Below are 14,517 nucleotides of genomic sequence, written 5' to 3' on the forward strand. Positions count from 1 at the left end.
TTATGATCTGCTTAACCATTCATCCAGTTGTTTTAATCGTTCCGGCGTCCCAATGTCATGCCAGACCCCCGCATGGTGCTGCCCGCTGACTTGTTGCTGCCGCATGGCGGCTTTTAATAACGGCGCCAGTTTGGCTGGCTGCCCGCGAGTCACCGTTACAAACAAGTCTGGATGATAAACCCCCACACCTGAGAACGTCAGCTTATGGCTGGCGTCTTCTTGCAGCAGGCCATTGACCAGGCCAAAATCTCCGGCCGGATGTTGTGGCGGATTATCCACCATGACCAGATGCGCCAGTTTACCGGCGGGGAGCGCCAGGCGTGCATAGTCAATATCGGTATAGACATCGCCATTCACCACCAGAAATGGTTGCGTCCCTAATAGCTGCAAGGCATAGGCAATCCCCCCCGCAGTTTCCAGCGCCGTACTTTCTGCACTGTAACGGATATTCACCTGCCAGCGGTCACCATCGCCCAGCGCGGCTTCAATCTGCGCCCCCAGATGCGCATGATTAATGACAATCTCAGTGATTCCTGCTTGCGCCAGGCGCTCAATATGCCAGACGATCAAGGGCTTGCCGCCCACTGCCAGCAAGGGTTTAGGCGTGTGGTCGGTCAGCGGCCGCATGCGCTCACCGCGACCAGCGGCCAGAATCATGGCGCGCATCTTCATGCCGCCTCTAGCGTCTTCAGCAACTTGAAGAAAGGACGCAACTCGACATAGCGCTCGCAAGCGGCTTGCAGATATTGCATCACCAGCGGCATATCCTTGAGATAGCCCGCCTTGCCATCCCGGTGATACAGCCGCGCAAAAATCCCCAGCACCTTGATATGCCGCTGAGCGCCCATCCATTCAAAATCACGATAAAACTCACCAAAATCAGTATTCACGGGCAATCCCGCCTGCTTGGCAGACTGCCAATAACGGACCACCCAATCCATCATGATTTCTTCATCCCAGTGGATATAGGCATCCTTGAACAGCGAAACCAGGTCATAAGTAATCGCCCCGATCACGGCATCCTGAAAATCAAGCACGCCGGGATTATGCTCGGCGGTAACCATCAAGTTGCGCGAGTGATAGTCTCTATGCACGGTCACTTGTGGCTGCTGCAAAATATTGTCGACCAGCAAGGCAAATGTCTTGTCCATCACCGCTTGATGCTCCGGGGTCAGCGTTTTGCCCAAATGCTTGCCCACATACCATTCGGGGAACAACTGTAACTCACGCATGAGCAACGCACTGTCATAAGGCGGCAAGGCGGCGGGCTGGGTCGCCAGTTGCATCTTGATCAAGGCCTGGCATGCATCAGCATATAAGGCTTTGGCATTGCCGGCATTGAGCTGCGACAAATAGGTGTCATTGCCCAGATCACTGAGCAGCAAAAACCCTTGTTCCAGGTCTTGCGCGAGAATCTTGGGCACATTCAGCCCCGCGGCCAGCAACTGCTCGGCCACGCGGACAAAAGGACGGCAATCCTCCTGGGGCGGTGGCGCATCCATGGCAATCAGGGTTTCTGCGGCCAGATGTACGCGGAAATAGCGACGGAAACTGGCATCGGCGGAAGCCGTGCTGAGCGTAAAGGGTTGCTGAAGTACGTCTGTCAGCCATTGCTGAAGGTGCTGTGTTCTATCCACAAAATATCCCGAATCTTGAATAGGCCTGTCTGGTGGCCGCTGCGATGAAAATGCGGCAGCCATTTTAAGGGAAAAATGACTTTTTAAGCGTTTTCATGAATAATATAGCGCAATTGAAACAAGGCATCGGGCTAACATCCCAAAATTCGCCGTAATAATTACGCTGCCAACGGCAGGCCTGACCGAAACGATCACTCTTTGAATAACTTGCACGTTCACTCATCTACTTTTCAGGAGCGCGGGATCCGCCTGATTCTGGCATTGCTGGCCATAGGCACACTCTCGCCTGAGCACTTGCGCGCTGAGGAAGAGGCTGCCCCTGAAAAAATTCAGCTGGCAGAGGCGGTCACCTTGCCAGGTGCGATTGAGATTGAAGGCGACACCCTGCAACTGCGCATGGACCGTCAAATGCGTGCGACGGGCAACGCTGTGATGCGCAAAGACGGGCAACAGGTCACGGGCGATGATATCCGCTACGATATCCAGAACGATGAATTGCAAGTCGAAGGCAATGCGGTGATTACCGCCGGTCAAACCAAAATCACCGGCCCGATGTTGCGCATGCGCCTGAGCGAAAACATCGGTGAAATGCGCGACGTGTCGATTGAGTTCAAAAGTAGCCCGCCACCGCCCAACGATGAGGACGGTAGTCCCTTGCTGAATGACCAGGCAATTTTGCTCAGTGACCCGAAAAGATATCTGGAAGACAATCAGTCTTACAGCACCCAGACCAGCACCAAAAGCAACGCATTTGACAACATTCGCGCCACCGCTAAACAGGTGCTGTTTGAAGGCCAGAACATCAAGCGCCTTAAAGGCGCCAGCTATACTTCTTGTGCGGCGGATGTGGATGACTGGTATATCAAGACCAATAGCCTGGAACTGAACGATTACTCCAGAACCGGCGTGGCAACCAACGCCTATGTGGAGTTTAAAGGGGTGCCTATCCTCTACACGCCCTGGATGAGCTTTTCGTATAATAACCAACGTAAAAGCGGTTTTCTGGCGCCCTTGTGGGGCACAACCTCCCGGAGCGGTTTTCAGCTTTTAACGCCCTACTACATCAATATCAGCCCGGATATGGATGCCACGGTATCCACCAACTACTTCAGCAAACGCGGCCTGCAACTGCAAGGAGAGTTCCGCTATCTGGGAGAAAACTATTCCGGCATCAATAACCTGGAGTATCTGGATAAAGACAACATGACGGGGCAAACCCGTTACTACGCCAAGCTTACGCATTTGCAAAGCTTTGGCAGCAACTGGTCTGGCGGCTACAGTTTTGAAAAGGTCTCGGATGACACTTACTTTTCTGACTTAGCGACCCGGATTCAGGTGACTTCCCGCGTAAACCTGCAACAGGCTGTTTTTGCCAACTACAACAGCGAACACATCACGTTCAACGGGATGATTCAACGCTATCAAAACCTGGATAACGTGTCCTTTGTCTATCAGCGCCTACCCCAGCTTACATTAACTTACAATGATGATTTCAAAGGCTTTCATGTCCAGACAGGGGCGCAGTACGTTAACTTTCAAACCATGGATGGCATGGTAAACATGCCTAGCGGTAGCCGCATGAGTGTCTATCCTTCGATTTCATATCCGATGAAGAACTCTTACGCTTACGTGACGCCAAAAATTGGCGTGCAAAGTACGCAATACAGCCTGAATAACAATACGCCGGTGGGATATTCTCAGGAATACAATCAGTTGAGTCGTACACTGCCTATCATGAGTCTGGATTCCGGCCTGTATTTTGATCGTCAGACCAACTTGTTTGATACATCCTATACGCATACGCTGGAACCACGAGCATACTATGTGTATATCCCTTACAAAGACCAGAGCAAAATTCCAATTTTTGACACCTCGCTCAACACATTGAACCAGAACTCCATTTTTTATGAAAATCAATTCAGTGGGGATGACCGTGTCAACAATGCCAACCAGATGACACTGGCGCTCACCAGCCGCCTGATTGATAGCGAAACCGGCATTGAACGCCTGAGCGGCACGCTGGCACAGCGCTATTATTTTGAAGACCAGAAAGTCACGCTGCCTAATACCGTTGCCAATATTAGTAAATCTTCGGACATTCTGGCGGGCTTCACGGCACGACTCTCAAGCCGACTAAACCTAGACACATTCTGGCAGTATGATACAGAGAACAGCAATATGCAGCGTAATAACTATTTGTTACGCTACAACCCTGAGCCAGGCAAGTCCTTTACTTTCGGCTACCGCTACACTGCAAATATCCTTGAGCAAATCGACACCTCTGCACAATGGCCATTAGGCTCGGGCTGGTATGGGATCAGCCGTGTAAACTACTCGATGCGTGATTCCAATCTTGTACAATTCCTAGGTGGTTTGGAGTATGACGCAGGCTGCTGGCAAGCACGCGCTGTCATGCAGCGTGTGCAAACAGCGACGGCCAATGCGAACTACGGCATGTTTTTTCAACTCGAACTCGGTGGGCTGACCTCTATTGGTGCCAACCCGCTGAATGTGATCAAGCGCAATATCCCGACTTATATGCGCACTTATGATATCCCGGCAATTTACAGAGACCAGAACGCGCAATGATGAAACATATACTGAATTTAATCCTCACGTTGAGTACCGCTTTGCTCATCACAGGACAGTCTGCAGCCTTATTCGCGGCAGAAAAAAAACCGATTGAAAAAATGGACCGCATTATTGCCGTGGTCGATCAATCCGTGATTACCGAGCGTGAAATGCTGAACCGTATGGAATACGTGAAAGCACAAATGCTCAAAAAAGGCGCTGACCTGCCACCCGATGAAGCGCTGCAGAAACAGATACTGGAGCGACTGATAGTCGATAGCCTGCAGTTGCAAATGGCAGCGCAAACCGGGATCAAGGTCGACGATGCACAGTTGGATAAAACCATAGACCGGATTGCCGAACAAAACAACCTCACCTTGCCGGCGTTTAAAAAAGCACTCGAAGAAGATGGCACCAACTTTTACAAGTTCCGTGAAGATATCCGCAATGACATCATCATCGCCCGTCTGCGTGAGCGCGATGTCGACAACAAAGTGAATGTTTCTGAAGCGGAAATTGATAACTACCTGACGACACAAGAAAAAGAAGGTGAACTGGATGAATTTAACATCTCGCAGATTTTGATTCGTCTGCCAGAAGACAGTGGCCCGGAAGACATTCAAAAAGCCAAAGCACGTACCGAACAAATCATGAAAGCGCTGGCGAATGGCATGAGTTTTGAAAAAGCCTCGGCCAACTTTTCGGATGCCCCCAACGCGCTGGACGGCGGTGGCTTGGGCTGGCGCAGTGGTCAGCAGATGCCTGCCCAGTTTCTTGAACTGGTTAAAACCATGCAACCAGGTGGTATATCTCGCCCGATTCGTAGTGCAAGCGGTGTGCATATTCTAAAGCTCAATGAAAGACGTGCGGGTGCCAGCACGCTGATTGTTGACCAGACCCATGTCCGCCATATTCTGCTCAAACCGAACGAGGTGTTATCGGACAAAGAAGCCAGACAGAAAATTGAAGGCATTAAAGAGCGTATAGACCACGGCACGCCATTCCAGGACATGGCGCGTCAGTATTCGGACGATGGCAGCGCCTCCAACGGCGGTGACTTAGGCTGGATCAGCCCGGGTGACACCGTGCCGGTGTTTGAAAAAACCATGGCAGAGTTGGCCATCAACGAAGTCAGTGCCCCTATCCGCAGCCAGTTTGGCTGGCATTTGATCCAGGTGTTGGAGCGACGTAAACAGGACATGTCCAAAGAATCCAAACGCTTGAAAGCGCGTCAGGAAATCCGTGCGCGCAAGGCGGAGGAAGCGTACAACGATTGGATCCATGAGTTGCGCGACAAGGCGTTTGTCGAAATGCGGCTGGAAGACAAGTTTTAAGTGCAGCGCACTGAAACCGGTGCATCTGCACCATCCATGAACGCTTTGCCCAAAATTGCCATTACGTCTGGCGAGCCTGCAGGCATCGGCCTGGATGTTTGCGTCAAGCTGGCGCATACCGCCCTGCCAGCAGAGATTGTGGTACTGGCCGACCCGCAAGCTTTACAGGCACGCGCTGCGCAACTGGGCATGCCACTCACCATACACACGGACGCCCGGCCACTTCACTCCCACGCAGGCGATGGTACGCTGACCGTGCTGCCCATCCCAACGGCCGCCCCCGTCGTGGCAGGCAAACTAGATCCCCGGAATGGCCGCACCGTACTAGAGATGCTGGACCGCGCGCTGGCAGGTTGCCAGGCCGGGGAATTTGATGCCATGGTGACCGCCCCCGTGCACAAAGGCATCATTAACGAAGCCGGAATTGCATTTACCGGCCACACCGAATATCTGGCAGAAAAAACAGGCACCGCACAAGTAGTGATGATGCTGGTGGGAGGTGGCATGCGCGTGGCTCTGGCGACCACCCATTTGCCACTGACCCAAGTGAGCGCCGCCATTACGCAAGCCTCGCTCACCACCACGCTGCGTATTTTGCACCATGATCTGGTACACACCTTCGGCATCCCGCAACCACGCATCTATGTCGCCGGACTGAATCCGCATGCAGGGGAAGATGGCTATCTGGGCATGGAAGAAATCGACACGATTAACCCGGTGCTTAAACAGTTGCGCGCAGAGGGCATGCTACTGGTGGGCGCCCTGCCCGCAGATACCATGTTTTCGCAGAAAAACCTGGCCCATGCCGATGCGTTTCTGGCCATGTACCATGATCAGGGCCTGACCGTGCTCAAACATGCCAGTTTTGGCCAAGGCGTCAATGTGACGCTGGGCTTGCCCATTATCCGCACTTCGGTCGATCACGGTACGGCGCTGGATATTGCGGGCAGCGGTCAAGCCGATATCGGCAGCATGCTGAGTGCCATCCAGCTCGCCATTGCACTTTCGCATACCCGCAAGACTCGTCACAAATGAAACATATCGCCAAGAAAAAATTTGGTCAGAACTTCCTGATCGACCAGAGCATTATCCAGAGCCTGATCAACGCCATTCATCCACAAGCCGAGGATCTGATGGTGGAAATCGGCCCGGGGCTGGGCGCCATGACACAGCCTTTGCTCAAACAGCTGAACCATTTGCATGTCGTCGAAATTGACCGTGACATCATTCAATGGATGCAAGGCTTTTACCCGGCGCAAAAAATTACCATCCACAATTCAGATGTGCTCAAGTTTGACTTCGGCACCATTGGGGAGCGCATCCGCGTCGTCGGCAACCTGCCCTACAACATCTCCAGCCCCATCCTGTTCAAGCTGCTCGAAAACACGGCACAAATCATAGACATGCATTTTATGCTGCAAAAAGAGGTGGTCGAGCGTATGGTCGCCGCCCCCTCCAACCCTGAATACGGCCGCCTGTCGGTCATGCTGCAATACCGCTTGCAGATGGAATATCTGGTCACCGTGCCACCCGAAGCCTTTGATCCGGCGCCGAAAGTCGAGTCTGCCTTTGTCCGCTGCGTGCCTTACGCCAGCCTGCCTTTCCCGGCGACGGACGAAGCCCTGTTTGCCAAAGTGGTCACCGCCGCGTTTGGCCAGCGCCGCAAAACCTTGCGCAACACACTGAAAGGACTGCTGGATGATGCGGGCTTCAGCGCGTTGAATATCGATTCGCAGTTACGCGCCGAAAATCTCAGCGTGGCCGAGTTTGTGGCGATCAGCAATTATCTGGCAAGCCAAAATCAATCATAAAACCATTCATATCAACAAGTTAATAACAAAATAGTCACTTAGCAGAGGCTGGCCAATTTGCGATTGTGTGCAGCCTTAAGCTGATTTTAAATCTGCTTTAAAACAGAGCCTGATATAATTCTTTTTTTTATTCTTACCCATTTTTGGAGCATGTTATGCGTTTGATTCTGCTGGGCGCCCCTGGTGCCGGTAAAGGGACACAAGCCACCTTTATCAAAGAAAAATTCAATATTCCGCAAATTTCCACCGGCGATATGTTGCGCGCAGCAGTCAAGGCAGGCACCCAATTAGGTCTTGAAGCCAAAAAATTCATGGATGCAGGCGGCCTGGTTCCAGACGAAGTCATTATCGGCCTGGTCAAAGAACGCATTAAAGATGCCGACTGCGCCAATGGCTTCCTGTTTGACGGCTTTCCGCGCACCATTCCGCAAGCCGAAGCCATGAAACAGGCCGGTGTAGGCATTGACTACGTGGTTGAGATTGATGTGCCGGACGCCGCCATCGTTGAGCGCATGAGTGGCCGCCGCAGCCACCCGGCTTCAGGTCGTACCTACCATGTCAAATTCAACCCACCAAAAGTGGAAGGCAAAGATGATGTCACCGGCGAAGAGCTGGTACAACGCGATGATGACAAGGAAGAAGTGGTATTGAAGCGTCTGGAGGTTTACCACAATCAGACCGAACAGCTGATCGGCTACTACTCAGACTGGGCCAATTCCGGCCAGGGCGGCGCGCCCAAATACGTCAAGGTCAACGGCCTGGGCGAACTCAATGCCATTAAAGAAGAGATTTTTGCGGCCTTGAAGTAAGCGCATCTCCTCTCTAAAAGGCCCGCAGCTGCGGGCTTTTTTGTGTCTTAAAAACACCCGGCTAGCAGTCATTTAAAGCGCTTCAAGGTATAATGATTTTTTTATCACTCCATTGCCGCTAACATGCAACAGCAGTATCCATTTAAAGAAGTCGAACAACAGGCACAACAACACTGGGACACCAAGCTTAGCTTTCAAGCCAAGGCTGACAGCCCAAAACCAAAATACTATTGCTTGTCGATGTTCCCCTACCCAAGTGGCAAGTTGCATATGGGGCATGTGCGTAACTACACCATCGGCGACGTATTAAGCCGCTATCACCATATGAAAGGCTTTAACGTGTTGCAACCCATGGGTTGGGATGCGTTTGGCTTGCCTGCCGAGAACGCAGCGATTCAGAATAGCGTGCCACCAGCGCAATGGACATATGACAACATTGCCTACATGCGCAAGCAGTTGAAGTCACTGGGCTTTGCCATTGACTGGAGCCGCGAGCTGGCCACCTGCCAGCCTGACTATTACAAATGGAACCAGTGGCTGTTTTTGCGCATGCTGGAAAAAGGCATCGCCTACAAAAAAACCCAGGTGGTGAACTGGGACCCGGTCGACCAGACCGTGCTCGCCAATGAGCAGGTGATTGATGGCCGCGGCTGGCGCACGGGGGCGATCGTAGAAAAACGCGAAATCCCTGGCTACTACCTCAACATCACCGGCTATGCACAGCAATTGCTGGATGACCTGGACAAACTGCCAGGCTGGCCAGAGCGTGTCAAAACAATGCAGGCCAACTGGATAGGCAAGAGCGTGGGCGTGCGTTTTGCGTTTACGCACGACATCAAAAACAATGATGGCCAATTGATTGATGACGGCAAACTGTGGGTATTCACCACCCGTGCCGACACCATCATGGGCGTGACCTTCTGTGCCGTGGCAGCCGAGCATCCGCTGGCGACACAAGCTGCACAACAAAACCCGGCGCTGCAAGCATTTATCGACAAATGCAAGCATGGCTCCGTCATGGAAGCCGACATGGCCACCATGGAAAAAGAAGGCATGGACACAGGCCTGACCGTCACCCACCCGATGACCGGCGAGCAAGTGCCGGTGTGGATAGGCAACTATGTCCTCATGACCTATGGCGAAGGCGCCGTCATGGCCGTGCCTGCGCACGACGAACGTGATTTCGGCTTTGCCAAAAAATACAATCTGCCGATCAAACAAGTAATCAGCGTGCTCGGTCAGGAATTTGATCTGGCAGCCTGGCAAGAGTGGTACGGCGATAAAACCAAAAGCGTCTGCATCCACTCTGGCAAATATAACGATCTGGGCTATGCAGAAGCAGTTGAGGCTGTGGCAGCAGATCTGGCAGAAAAAAATCTGGGCGGCAAGCAGACCAACTGGCGCCTGCGCGACTGGGGCGTTTCCCGTCAGCGCTACTGGGGTTGCCCGATTCCGATCATTCATTGCGACAGCTGTGGCGATGTGCCTGTGCCCGACGACCAGCTGCCGGTGAAATTACCGGAAGACTGTGTCCCGGATGGTTCAGGCAATCCGCTCAACAAGCGCGAAGACTTTTTAAACTGCACCTGCCCCAAATGTGGCCAGCCCGCCAAGCGCGAAACTGACACCATGGACACCTTTGTCGATTCCAGCTGGTACTACGCACGCTATGCCTCAGGCTTTAGCAATGAAGCCATGGTGGATGCACAGACCAATCACTGGATGCCGGTAGACCAGTATATTGGCGGCATTGAACACGCGATTCTGCACCTGCTCTACTCCCGCTTCTGGAGCAAGGTCATGCGCGACCTCGGCCTGGTCAATTATGATGAGCCATTTGCCAACCTGCTGACACAAGGCATGGTGCTGAATCATATTTTCTCGCGCCGTACGGCTAAAGGCGGTATTGAATATTTTGCGCCGGAAGAAGTCGAGCTGGTACACGATAACAACGGCAAGGTGACAGGTGCCAAGCTGCTCAAAGATGGCTCGGCTATTGACTATCAGGGCATAGGCACCATGTCCAAGTCCAAGCGTAATGGCGTCGACCCGCAATCGCTGATTGAACAATATGGTGCGGATACTGCCCGCTTCTTCATGATGTTTGCGGCGCCGCCAGAACAAACGCTGGAGTGGTCAGACAGTGGCGTGGAAGGCTCACACCGTTTCTTGAAACGGGTATGGAATTTTGGCCATGCCTTGTCCCAACAAACGCCTGCTGACCTGCCGAACAAATTGACCGGCGAGCTGGCCAACCACAGACGTGAAGTGCACAGCGTGCTCAAACAGGCCAATGTCGATCTGGGCAAGCTACAGTTCAACACGGTGGCCTCTGCCTGCATGAAAATCCTCAACACCCTGGAGAAAGTGCAAAAAGAGGCAGAAAAAGACTGGATCGCCGTGGCATTTGAAGGCTACAGCATCCTGCTGCGCCTGTTATCGCCGATTGCGCCGCACATCACGCAAGTGATGTGGCAATCGCTCAAACTCGGCGAAGACATTCTGTCTGCCAAATGGCCAGAACCGGCCAACTCAGCCCTGGTACAGGACGAAGTGGAATACGTGGTGCAGGTCAATGGCAAGCTGCGTGGCAGCATCAGCATCCCCAAGAGCATGGCCAAAGAGCAGATTGAAGCGACTGCCGTCAATCAGGATTTCGTTCAAAAATTCCTGAACGAAGGCAGCGTGAAAAAAATCATCGTCGTGCCCAACAAACTGATTAATATTGTGGTGGCTTAGCCCTTTCTTTCGAGGAGCGCATTGTGCAGCAGACAACCCCTACCCGCTGGATTCACGCGATCACCCTGTGGTGCAGCATCGCCGTGCTGACGGCGCTCCTGTCTGCGTGTGGGTTTCACCTGCGCCAACCGTCACCGATTGCCTTTAAAACCATTTTCATCAAGGGCTCTACGCAAATCAACATTGCGCTCAAAAAGGCCTTGGTAGAACAGGGTGTCAAGGTTGTGACCGACGCAGAAGAAGCTGAACTACAGCTGGAACTGCTCAAAGAAGAAAACGAACAACGTATTCTGTCTCTGAGCGGGACCGGTGTAGTGCGTGAATACGAGCTGTACTACCGCGTGCAATACCGTACCAAAGTCACCGGTGAGCCAACTTGGGCACTACCGTTGATCATGGAAGGCCGTCGTGACTATACCTATAACGACGCCAACCTGCTGGCCAAACAAGCCGAGCAGAAAATGCTCAACGACAGCATGCAGCTGGATGTCCTCAATGGCATTATGCGGCGACTGTCTGCGCTTAAAAAAGCCGATTAAGCATGCGCATTCAGGCGGCGCAACTGACGCAATATTTGCCTCCCAAGCAGCATTTGTTTGTGCTGGCAGGCGATGAGCCGCTCTCTATCACCGAGGCGATAGACCACATCCGCGCCGCTGCGCGTCAGCATGGTGCGCAAGAGCGCGCCAGTTTTACGGTAGAGCGCTACTTCAACTGGGGGCAAGTCAGCCAGTTTTTGCAGAGCTTTTCGCTATTTGCCGAACAACGCATCCTCGAAATTAATATCCCCACTGGCAAGCCTGGCGTCGAAGGCGCCAAGGCATTACAGCAACTGGCAGAGCAACCTGCTGCCGATACCACCATTATCCTTACCCTGCCCGCGCCAGACCGTGACATGACCTCTAGCGCCTGGTATGAAGCCCTGTCGCAACATGGGGTGCTGCTGGTATTGAATCAGGTCCCGCTGGCGCAATTGCCTGAGTGGATTGCGCAGCGGTTGGCCATGCAACAGCAAACAGCGGATGAAGCTTCCCGCCGCTTTATCGCCGAGCAGGTGGAAGGGAATTTATTAGCCGCGCACCAGGAGATCCAAAAACTGGGCTTGCTATACCCGCCCGGCCCGCTCAGTGAAGAAGCGATCCGGCAGTGCGTGCTCAACGTGGCCCGCTTTGACGTCTCGCAATTGGGTGAAGCCATGCTGCAAGGGGACCCGCAACGCGTGATGCGCATGCTGGAAGGCCTGCGCGAAGAAGGGGAAACCGCAGTGGCGGTAATGAACCCACTCATCTGGCTGTTCCGGCCGCTGTTACAAGTCAGGCTAGCCATGCAGCAAGGCATTGCCATGCAAGCGGCCTTGAGTCAGGCCAGGTTATTTGGTGATCGCCAGCAATTGGTCAGACGTGCACTGGAATTTTTACCGCAAAAACATATCGAAGCTGCTTTGCAAAAACTGTCTGACATAGACCGCATGGCAAAAGGCGTGGGCGATGGTGATGCCTGGCTGGAGCTGTCACGGTTATGTATCGGGATTGCCAGAATGGCAGCCAATAAATCAGCCAGGGTAAGAGCACGTTAAAACGCCAGCAATTTGGACGGCATCGGGTTTAGGATAGAATAAGAAGTTATGGACATTCAACACTACATGAAGCAACTGGGTGAGCAGGCACGTGCCGCCTCCCGTTTGATGGCAAAAGCCGACACCAACACCAAAAACCAGGCACTGCGCAACATTGCCACCCTGATCCGTCAGCACGAAAAAGCTTTGCTCGCGGCCAATCAGCAAGACCTGCAAGCCGCCCAAGCCAATGGCATGGAAGCCGCCATGCTGGACCGCCTAACGTTAAGCGAGAAATCGGTAGCGACCATGGCAGAAGGCCTGGAACAAATCGCCAGCCTGCCAGACCCGATAGGCGAAATGAGCAATTTCAAATACCGTCCTTCCGGCATCCAGATCGGTCAAATGCGTGTGCCGCTCGGGGTCATCGGCATTATTTATGAGGCCCGTCCAAACGTGACGGTCGATGCGGCTGGCTTGTGCATCAAATCTGGCAACGCCTGTATTTTGCGCGGAGGTTCTGAGGCGATTCACTGCAACCAGGCCCTGGCTAAACTCGTACATCAAGGCCTGCAACAGGCGGGCTTGCCACAAGCCGCCGTATTGGTGGTCGAGACGACTGACCGTGCCGCGGTGGGTGAGCTCATCACCATGAAACAATACGTCGATGTGATTGTGCCACGCGGTGGCAAAGGCCTGATTGAACGCATCAGCAACGATGCCCGTATTCCAGTGATCAAGCACTTAGACGGCAACTGCCATGTCTATGTGGATGACGAAGCTGACCTGGCCAAAGCCGTTCGCATTCTTGAGAACGCCAAAACCCAGCGCCTGGGTACTTGTAACACGGCAGAATCCTTGCTTGTCGCCCGCAGTATTGCCAGCACCGCGCTGCCGAAATTGGCTGAGATGCTGATCAGCAAAGGCATCGAGATCCGCGGCTGTGAAGAAACCCGCGCCATCGTGCCTCAAGCCAAAGCAGCGACTGAAGAAGACTATTACACCGAATACCTGGCCGCGATTATCTCATGCAAGGTGGTCAGTGGTGTGGATGAAGCGATTGAGCACATCAACAAGTATTCCAGCCAGCACACCGAAGCGATTGTGACCGAGAACTACACCAAAGCACGCCAGTTTTTGCGTGAGGTAGACTCCAGCAGCGTGATGGTCAATGCCTCAACCCGCTTTGCCGATGGCTTTGAATATGGCTTTGGCGCAGAAATCGGTATTTCTACCGACAAGCTGCATGCGCGCGGCCCGGTCGGCCTCGAGGGGTTAACATCGTTGAAATATGTGGTTCTGGGTGACGGCCACGTCCGCGCGTAACCATACTTGCAGCCGTTTGGCGAATGTTACGCCAGACGCGCGATGCCTCCACAAGGCCAAAGAATCTTAATGATGGAACTGATAGGCATTTTCGGCGGCACCTTTAATCCCATCCACAACGGGCATTTGGCTCTGGCTCAGAGCGTGCTGGAGACACTGCACTGCACGCAAATCCGCTTTGTGCCCGCCGCCCTGCCCCCGCATAAAGTTGCCCCGGCAGTCACTGCCCAGCACCGTGCAGCCATGGTCAAGCTGGCGATTCAGGGTCATCCCCAATTCGTGCTGGATACCTGTGAACTGGATCGCCAAGGCCCCTCTTACACCATAGAGACGCTGCACCTGCTCCGCCAGCGCTTCCCCCACCAATCATTGTGCCTGCTCATGGGCCAGGATAGCTACCAGAAACTGCCGACCTGGCACCGTTGGACTGCACTGCTGGATTACGCTCACCTCTTGGTTATTCACCGTGCTGAAGCAGAGAAAACCTTATCCTTGCATGCCGGGCATAAGGGTAAGCTGATCAATATTGAAGAGGCGCACACGGCGTTCTCAACTCATGCACATGGGCTGATCAGCTATTTAACGCAGACGCCGCCAGCGATTTCGTCCACCGGATTAAGAGCCAGTCTGGCACAACATGGATTAAGCACGATCGCAGACATGCCTGCAGCCGTACTGCAATACATCCAGCAACACCATTTATACCAGCGTCCCGCGCGCGAGTGATGTACTTAG

Annotated in this window: 12 protein-coding genes; 10 read left to right on the forward strand and 2 right to left on the reverse strand. The window is 53.3% G+C overall.

Translation table 11 applies throughout. From position 1 onward, the window contains the following. Together murU and ACT53C_RS11600 are read right to left on the reverse strand one after the other, a co-directional pair. On the reverse strand, positions 1–666 hold the full coding sequence (murU, locus tag ACT53C_RS11595; RefSeq protein ID WP_476146369.1) for an N-acetylmuramate alpha-1-phosphate uridylyltransferase MurU: 666 nt from the start codon (positions 664–666) through the stop codon (positions 1–3). A gap of 2 nt (positions 667–668) precedes the next feature. Further along, positions 669–1,637, reverse strand: a complete 969-nt coding sequence (locus ACT53C_RS11600; protein WP_476146305.1) for an aminoglycoside phosphotransferase family protein — start codon at positions 1,635–1,637, stop codon at positions 669–671. A 198-nt stretch (positions 1,638–1,835) separates the two neighbouring features. Between ACT53C_RS11600 and ACT53C_RS11605 the strand changes: the two genes are divergently transcribed. The 10 genes from ACT53C_RS11605 to nadD all read left to right on the forward strand — a co-directional run bounded on the left by ACT53C_RS11605 (position 1,836) and on the right by nadD (position 14,508). After that, positions 1,836–4,226: an LPS-assembly protein LptD gene (locus tag ACT53C_RS11605; RefSeq protein ID WP_476146307.1), complete on the forward strand. Its 2,391-nt coding sequence runs from the start codon at positions 1,836–1,838 to the stop codon at positions 4,224–4,226. Then, positions 4,223–5,542 (forward strand): peptidylprolyl isomerase, encoded by a 1,320-nt coding sequence (locus ACT53C_RS11610; RefSeq protein ID WP_476146309.1) that lies wholly within the window; start codon positions 4,223–4,225, stop codon positions 5,540–5,542. Before ACT53C_RS11605 ends, ACT53C_RS11610 begins: the two co-directional genes overlap by 4 nt. A gap of 36 nt (positions 5,543–5,578) precedes the next feature. Continuing rightward, positions 5,579–6,577 (forward strand): 4-hydroxythreonine-4-phosphate dehydrogenase PdxA, encoded by a 999-nt coding sequence (gene pdxA, locus ACT53C_RS11615; RefSeq protein ID WP_476146311.1) that lies wholly within the window; start codon positions 5,579–5,581, stop codon positions 6,575–6,577. Beyond that, the gene (rsmA, locus tag ACT53C_RS11620; protein ID WP_476146313.1) at positions 6,574–7,353 is read left to right on the forward strand and encodes a 16S rRNA (adenine(1518)-N(6)/adenine(1519)-N(6))-dimethyltransferase RsmA; all 780 of its coding nucleotides are present in this window, start codon (positions 6,574–6,576) and stop codon (positions 7,351–7,353) included. Before pdxA ends, rsmA begins: the two co-directional genes overlap by 4 nt. 155 nt (positions 7,354–7,508) lie before the next feature. Further along, positions 7,509–8,162, forward strand: coding sequence for an adenylate kinase (gene adk, locus ACT53C_RS11625; RefSeq protein ID WP_476146315.1), 654 nt, complete (start codon positions 7,509–7,511; stop codon positions 8,160–8,162). Positions 8,163–8,285: 123 nt separating this feature from the next. After that, positions 8,286–10,901, forward strand: coding sequence for a leucine--tRNA ligase (leuS, locus tag ACT53C_RS11630; protein WP_476146316.1), 2,616 nt, complete (start codon positions 8,286–8,288; stop codon positions 10,899–10,901). A gap of 23 nt (positions 10,902–10,924) precedes the next feature. After that, positions 10,925–11,440 (forward strand): LPS-assembly lipoprotein LptE, encoded by a 516-nt coding sequence (locus ACT53C_RS11635; protein ID WP_476146318.1) that lies wholly within the window; start codon positions 10,925–10,927, stop codon positions 11,438–11,440. Positions 11,441–11,442: 2 nt separating this feature from the next. Next, positions 11,443–12,477: a DNA polymerase III subunit delta gene (gene holA / locus ACT53C_RS11640; protein ID WP_476146320.1), complete on the forward strand. Its 1,035-nt coding sequence runs from the start codon at positions 11,443–11,445 to the stop codon at positions 12,475–12,477. 48 nt (positions 12,478–12,525) lie between these two features. Beyond that, entirely contained in the window at positions 12,526–13,782 is a 1,257-nt protein-coding gene (locus ACT53C_RS11645; RefSeq protein WP_476146322.1) for a glutamate-5-semialdehyde dehydrogenase, read from the forward strand. A gap of 69 nt (positions 13,783–13,851) precedes the next feature. Next, positions 13,852–14,508, forward strand: a complete 657-nt coding sequence (gene nadD / locus ACT53C_RS11650; protein ID WP_476146324.1) for a nicotinate-nucleotide adenylyltransferase — start codon at positions 13,852–13,854, stop codon at positions 14,506–14,508. Positions 14,509–14,517 lie beyond the last annotated feature (9 nt).

The organism is Methylophilus sp. DMC14, assembly GCF_056314085.1.